This is a genomic window from Rhizobium sp. P28RR-XV, assembly GCF_012641385.1.
In the GTDB taxonomy this organism is placed as follows: Bacteria; Pseudomonadota; Alphaproteobacteria; order Rhizobiales; family Rhizobiaceae; genus Rhizobium.
In genome coordinates this window covers 97,265-103,631 of record NZ_JABAIG010000018.1, presented here as the reverse complement: position 1 = coordinate 103,631, position 6,367 = coordinate 97,265, and the positions used below count along the sequence as shown (strand labels likewise).

General features: G+C 59.1%; 8 protein-coding genes and 1 pseudogene. 4 read left to right on the top strand and 5 right to left on the bottom strand.

The features are described from left to right. Positions 1-110: pseudogene (locus tag HGP12_RS29580) on the top strand (IS5/IS1182 family transposase); the annotation flags it as partial. A gap of 13 nt (positions 111-123) precedes the next feature. Here HGP12_RS29580 and HGP12_RS29575 read toward each other — a convergent pair. Both HGP12_RS29575 and HGP12_RS29570 read right to left on the bottom strand, forming a co-directional pair. After that, positions 124-438: a hypothetical protein gene (locus HGP12_RS29575; RefSeq protein ID WP_168844222.1), complete on the bottom strand. Its 315-nt coding sequence runs from the start codon at positions 436-438 to the stop codon at positions 124-126. A 164-nt stretch (positions 439-602) separates the two neighbouring features. After that, entirely contained in the window at positions 603-1,286 is a 684-nt protein-coding gene (locus HGP12_RS29570; RefSeq protein WP_168844223.1) for a 5-formyltetrahydrofolate cyclo-ligase, read from the bottom strand. A gap of 114 nt (positions 1,287-1,400) precedes the next feature. Between HGP12_RS29570 and HGP12_RS29565 the strand changes: the two genes are divergently transcribed. The 3 genes from HGP12_RS29565 (at position 1,401) to HGP12_RS29555 (ending at position 3,884) form a co-directional block, all read left to right on the top strand. Further along, positions 1,401-2,306: a LysR family transcriptional regulator gene (locus tag HGP12_RS29565; RefSeq protein WP_168844224.1), complete on the top strand. Its 906-nt coding sequence runs from the start codon at positions 1,401-1,403 to the stop codon at positions 2,304-2,306. 52 nt (positions 2,307-2,358) lie between these two features. Further along, a complete protein-coding gene (locus HGP12_RS29560; RefSeq protein ID WP_168844225.1) occupies positions 2,359-3,480 on the top strand; it encodes an HPP family protein in 1,122 nt (373 codons plus the stop codon). Between the two features lie 116 nt (positions 3,481-3,596). Next, positions 3,597-3,884 carry a DUF6522 family protein gene (locus HGP12_RS29555; RefSeq protein ID WP_168844226.1) on the top strand — a complete coding sequence of 96 codons (288 nt, stop codon included), beginning with the start codon at positions 3,597-3,599 and terminating at the stop codon, positions 3,882-3,884. Between the two features lie 65 nt (positions 3,885-3,949). Here the strand turns inward: HGP12_RS29555 and HGP12_RS29550 are convergent, their stop codons facing one another. Genes HGP12_RS29550 through HGP12_RS29540 form a run of 3 tightly spaced genes read right to left on the bottom strand, consistent with a single transcriptional unit; the run spans position 3,950 to position 6,359 of the window. Then, positions 3,950-4,297, bottom strand: a complete 348-nt coding sequence (locus HGP12_RS29550) for a DUF488 domain-containing protein (RefSeq protein ID WP_168844227.1) — start codon at positions 4,295-4,297, stop codon at positions 3,950-3,952. Between the two features lie 50 nt (positions 4,298-4,347). Continuing rightward, entirely contained in the window at positions 4,348-5,334 is a 987-nt protein-coding gene (locus tag HGP12_RS29545) for a GlxA family transcriptional regulator (RefSeq protein WP_168844228.1), read from the bottom strand. A gap of 26 nt (positions 5,335-5,360) precedes the next feature. Continuing rightward, positions 5,361-6,359 (bottom strand): 4-hydroxyproline epimerase, encoded by a 999-nt coding sequence (locus HGP12_RS29540; RefSeq protein WP_168844229.1) that lies wholly within the window; start codon positions 6,357-6,359, stop codon positions 5,361-5,363. Positions 6,360-6,367: the final 8 nt, after the last annotated feature.

Below are 6,367 nucleotides of genomic sequence, written 5' to 3'. Positions count from 1 at the left end.
GCTTCTCCAGACTCAAGCAGTTCCGCAGGGTCGCTACGCGCTTCGAAAAAACCGCCGAAAACTACCTCGCAGTCGTCACTATCGCAGCAATCGTCCTATGGATCAGATAACTGTCCACACTTCCTAGAGCGCGTGTATCGTAAACTGCAGATAGGCTGCAAGGCTGATGGCGGAAAGCGCCACAATGGCGACTGGGTGGGAGAGGCACTTGCTGATGGCAGCAAGTGCCAGGCCGAGCAGGATGATCGCGCCTCCCAGCAGGAGCCCCTTGTCGGCGACAGACAGTGCAAGGGCGGACAGGCTGACGGCGGCTGCGACCATCGTGACCGGCATCTGCTTTTGCAGACCGTCGCCGCGGCTCGAAAATGTGAGCAGGAACCTGTTCCAGCTCAAGCCGAGGGAAATGCTCAAAAGCAGCGGTAGAAGAATAGGCAGCATGATGATCGTCTTCCAGTGGGTCGATCATGGAGACGCAATTCATGTGCCAATGAATGCAGACGGCGATCCGGCCGGCTAAACGTCATGCCGGCATGAACGATTGCCCGTTTGGGCGGCGATCTGCTGTTCTGTTCAGCACACTTGTAGGATCGACGGCAGAGAGATCATCGATAGTATGATCCGTTTTGCGTGATGATCACATCCATCGCAATGTCGTGACGAAGCGGATGGATGGTCTCGATCCGTTGCAATTCGAAGCCGACGCCGATGATCAGCGGCTTGCGATCGAGGGCGGCGAGGGTTCTGTCGAAAAATCCGCCTCCATAGCCAAGACGGAAGCAATGTGGATCGAAGCCGACCAGCGGTGCTATGACAATATCCGGAACGGCTTTCTTGCCTTCGGCCGGAACCGGAATGTTCCATACTCCGCGTTCAAGCCTCTCCCCCATTTTCCATGAGCGGAATATCAAGGGTTTCGCCTTGGCGACGACGACGGGCAACAGACACACCGCGCCACGAGCCGTTGCAGCCGCCATCCATCCTCTGAGATCCGGCTCTCCGAGGAACGGCCAAAACAGGCTGATATGTTTATCGGCGATATCGGCGACGACCTGATTGAGATGGCTCGCAATCGAGCGCGTATATTCCTCGCGTTCTGCGAATGGCAGGGCCTTTCGCTCGTCGATCAGCCTTTGCCGCTGCATCTTTCGCCACGCGAAGATGTCCAAGGCCTGGTTCTCGCTTGATGGGATGCCGCTATAGGCCGGGTCGACTTCGTGCAGCATGCAGGCGGGGGATGCGTATTCGCGGGGTTCTTCGTCCGATTGATGTCGATCTGATTTTGCCATCCGCTCTTTAACACTCCGTCCTACCGCTCGATATCGAAACATGCTTGAGCTGCGAGAATGATTTTTATATAGGGAATGATAGGGCAGCTTAATTCCTGAATCGAGATCTGTTCATTGGACCTTTCATCGATCGAGATATTCTTGGCCGTCGCCGGTGATCGCAGCGTGACCAAGGCTGCGAAAGCTGTCGGCCGCGTGCCATCGAACGTGACGACACGCATCCAGCAGCTGGAGGAAGACCTGGGCGTCCTGCTGTTCAGCCGCGACGGCAAGAAGATGACGCTGACGAAGGAGGGCGAGACGTTCCAGATCTATGCCAATCGACTTTCGGCACTTGCGCTTGAAGCACGCCAGGCGGTCAGGCCTGTGCCTCCATCGGGTACGTTGCGGGTTGGAACAATGGAAAGCACGGCGGCAAGCCGGTTGCCCGCGGCACTCAGCCAATTCAATCACATGTGGCCGGATGTATCGCTCCAACTGACCCTTGGCGCCTCGCGTGACCTTGCTCGAGATGTTCTGAGCGACGTTCTCGACTGCGCGCTGATCGCCAGGCCGCCAAAAGCGATGCTGGATGACGATGCGGGTTTTGAGGCTGAACTCAGACAACTCGAGGCCGAACCGGTCTTTGTCGAGGATCTATTGCTGCTGTTGCCATCCGGTCATCCCTCGATCCGATCGGCGGCCGACCTGCGGGTCGGATCGATAGCAGCCTTGGAGCCGGGATGCACCTATCGGCGGATTGCGGAGAGCTGGGCGCGTAAGTCGAGCCTTTTGCCAACGACAGAACTCGGCTCCTATCATGCCATCTTGGCAAGCGTGGCGACCGGCAATGCTGCCGGTGTCATGCCGAAATCGGTCCTTGATCTCATGCACTGGCCGATGACGTCGGCGACACACCAACTTGCCGCGGTCGACACGATCCTGATCTCCCGCAAAAGTGATCGCCCGAGCGCCTTCAATGCGTTTCATGAAGTCCTCGGCGCCACCAGGGGCAAGGGTCCGCGGCTGATGCCGAACTAACCACTTCCCGTCGCCCATCGACGAAACGCGCTTCCGAAAAACTGGTTTCCTCATGCAGCATCCACAATCCCACAAGGCGGGCTCCAGCCGGTTCCGTCTGTTTTCGCCGATCCTCGCCGGAGCGACCTTACGCGAGCGACTGATCGCCTGTCTTGGCGCCTTGATCGGCATTGGCCTGACAGGGGGCATCAGCGGCTACTTTTTCGGGCAAGGGCCGCATCTTCCGCTCATCGTCGCCCCGATGGGCGCATCGGCGGTGCTGCTTTTCGCGGTTCCGGCAAGCCCGCTTGCCCAGCCGTGGTCGATCATTGGCGGCAACACCATTTCGGCGATGATGGGTATCATTGCCGCCTATTTCATCCGCGATCCGATCATTGCGATCGGCGTCGGCGTCTCGCTTGCGATCGGGGCGATGTCGTTTACGCGATGCCTGCATCCGCCGGGCGGTGCGGCTGCCTTGACCGCCGTTCTCGGCGGACCGGTGGTCGCAGGCTGGGGCTTCCTGTTTCCTTTCGTGCCGGTCTGCTTGAACTCGTGCATCCTTGTTGGCCTCGGGCTGGTGTTTCACAAACTCTCCAGGCGCAACTATCCGCATGTCGTCGCAAAGCCGGCCGAGAATGTCCATCAGACACGCGATCAGCCGCCGCCCTTGCGGGTCGGCTTTCGCGAGGAGGATGTCGACGCCGCCTTGGGCGTGCTCGACGAGACCTTCGATATTGATCGGGCCGACCTCAGCCGTCTCCTGCGGCAGGTCGAATTGCAGGCGGCGGTGCGATCGCATGGGGACATAAGTTGCGCCGATATTATGTCGCGCGATGTCATCGCCATTGGCGAGGATGCCAAGCCGGATCATGCACGGCATCTTCTCCTGAAGCACAATATCCGCACCTTGCCGGTGAAGGACCGGGAAGGCCGTCTGATCGGCACGGTCGGCCTGCGCGAACTTTCGGAAAGTTCAAATACCATCATAGGCTCCGTATCGAAACCGGCTGTGGCCGATGCCGCCGATCCCGCCTTGTCGCTTCTGCCCGTTCTGACGGACGGACGCACGCATGCCGTCATCGTCGTCGATGCCAACTGGCGCGTCCTTGGCCTGATATCGCAGACGGATCTTTTGAGTGCCATGGCGCGGCTTCTGCCGACCAAGGATGCGCCGGCATCGGTGGTCGCCTGACTGGGCAAGATGGTTTCGGGCGAGAGGGCCATAATTTTCATTTTAAGAATGACAATGATAAATCATTCTCTATTCTGAAGGATAATTGCGGATCCGAAGGAAGAAAGGGCAGGGATATGTTCGTCGAGCGTGCGCAAAATGGCGACTTTGTCGTCGATTCCTTTGAGATTGCCGAACGCTTCGGGCTATCGCTCAGTGAGTTCCGCCGCTACATGCAGCGCGGCTCGGTCACCTCTTGTGTGGAGGTGGGCACGGCGGATCATGAAGGCACGAGGCGCCTGTCCTTGCGATTGGGCAATCGAGTATGGCGCGCTGTTCTGGATGATGAAAGCAAGGTTCAGCGCGAGGAGATGACAATTCTTCGCGTCAGTGCGCGGCCGTCTGCACCTTTGATACGATCCTAGCGGTTGTTGAGAGCTTCTAGACGTTTCACGGGATCAAGTTGCCACGGACGAACGCTGCCTGTGGCTTATTGCCTGGTGATGAAATCCCTGAGCACGATGGCATGATTGTGCTCGCTGTCCTTCGCGCCGTAAAGAAGCGTCGCAGTCGATTGCCCGATCTGCTCTCGAAGCTCGTCCACCACCTTGGCATTCGTTTTGAGCTCATCCCCGTAGCGACGACGAAACTCGTCCCATTTCTTCGGATCGTGACCGAACCAGCGCCGCAGGTCGGTGCTTGGCGCGACATCCTTTAGCCAGACGTCGATATGGGCGTCGTCCTTGCTGAGACCGCGAGGCCATAATCGGTCGACGAGGATACGTTTGCCGTCCTGCTTGTCTGCAGGCTCATAAATTCGCTTGATGCGCACGGACATATTGATTCTCCATCTTCAGCAGATGCCGTCACCGGACCGTCATAAGCATTTTACGCCTGCGCGCGGCGTAGCTCCGTCGGTGATTGTCCAAATAGCCTTCGGAAGAGCCTGGCAAAGTGCGATGCGCTGTCAAAGCCCACTTCAAGTGCAATTTCGATGAGCGGCGCCTGTGTCTGGAGAACCAGCTGCTTGGCGCGTTCCATGCGAATGCGCGTGTAGACGGCCCCTGGAGACGTCTTCATTTCCTCCATGAACAGGCGTTCGAGTTGTCGCCGAGACAGGCCGACGGACGCGGCAAGATCCTCTGTCGGCACGACGTCTTCGATATGGCTTTCCATGGTGATGAGCACGGCCTTCAGACGCGGGTCCCGGCATTCTATAGCAAGCGGCTTGCGCGGCTGGATATCCAGCCCGGATCGCGCCCGCTCGATTTGCAGCACTTCCAGAGCGTTTCGCTCTGCGTCCCTGCTGATATGCCGTCTGACGAGAAAGGCGGCCATATCGGCCGCGCTGCTTCCGCCGGCGCACGATCCGCGGCTGCGATCGAGATTGAACAGGCGGTCGGAACGAACCGGATTATCGGGAAACTGCTCCCGATAGGCCTGATAGTGCAGCCAGCTGACGCAGGTCTGGTGCGTTTTCATTAGGCCTACGCGCGCCAGAATGAAAGTGCCGGTGCAAACGCCGATCAACGGGATTTTTTGAGCCGCCGCCTTCTTCAGGTAGTCGGCGGTCTGGTTGTCGATCGTGATGTCGGTGTTCAAAAGTCCACCGACGACGACGATATAGTCAAATTCGCGGGGCTCGATAAAGTCCGATGTCGGCGCGACCTGAACACCACAGCTGGAGGTGATGAGATGCCGGGTACTGCCCAAGACCTGCCAGTCGGCCAGCACCCGGCCGGACTTGTCGGCCTCGTCGCTTGCCAGTCTCAGCGTGTCGATAAACAGCGCGAAGGCCGATAGGGTAAACGATCGCGCGAGAACAAATCCGACCTTCAATGGGACATGCTTCACTTCATGCTTGCCGGATTTCATCGATCGCCTCGCCTGACCAAGCCCCTTTACTTGATCTGAAAACCATACGCCAGGGGATCACGATCGTCGACGAAGATCGTGTTGTGACCGATGATGCGCGCCCATCCCCTAACACTCGGCTTGATGCCCCTGAACTGCCCGATGTCGGCCTCGGCCTCGATGCGTCCCTCGAATATGGTGCCGATCAGGCTCTCCTGGCGAAAGACCCCGCCAATCCCAAGGCGCCCTTTGCCGTAGAGCTGCGCCAGGCGCGCCGACGTTCCGGTGCCGCCGGGGGAACGGTCTATCGCCTTGTCGCCGTAGAACACCGCACCTCGGCCATCGGCATTCGCGCTCGTCGAGGCGTCGCACCACAGGACATGGTGGACCCCATGGATGCGTTCGTTCTCCGGATGAACGGGATTGCAGACAGGTCCGAGCGCATCCCGCAGTTTCCTGCTTGCCTCGACAATCGCATCGGCCGACATGCCCTCCAGGCCGGACCAATTCTGCTGCGGTTCGACGACGGCGTAATAATTGCCGCCATAAGAGACGTCGATCGTCAGGGCGCCGAGACCCGGCACCTCCACGTCGACATCCGCCGCATGCAGATAGCTCGCGACATTGAACATGCGCACGGCTTCGACGTATTCGCCCGGCTTGTCATACTCGACATCCACCCTGCCGGCCGGCGTCTCGATTGCAAGCCTGCCGGGAACATGCGGCCTGACGAGGCCTTCCTCGATCGCCGCCGTCACCAGGCCGATGGTACCCGCTCCGCACATGGGCAGACATCCGCTGACTTCGATGAAGATGACGGCAAAGTCGCAGTCGTCGCGATAGGCTGGATAGATGATGGCGCCGGACATGATGTCGTGCCCGCGCGGCTCGAACATCAAGGCTTGCCGGATCCAGTCATGTTCGCGGATGAAAATCTCGCGCCGCTCGACAATCGGACGATGTGGAAGCAAAGGGCCGCCGCCGGCGACGAGACGGACCGGATTGCCGCACGTGTGGGAGTCGATGCAAAAGAAGCTGTGACGCATTCGAAGAC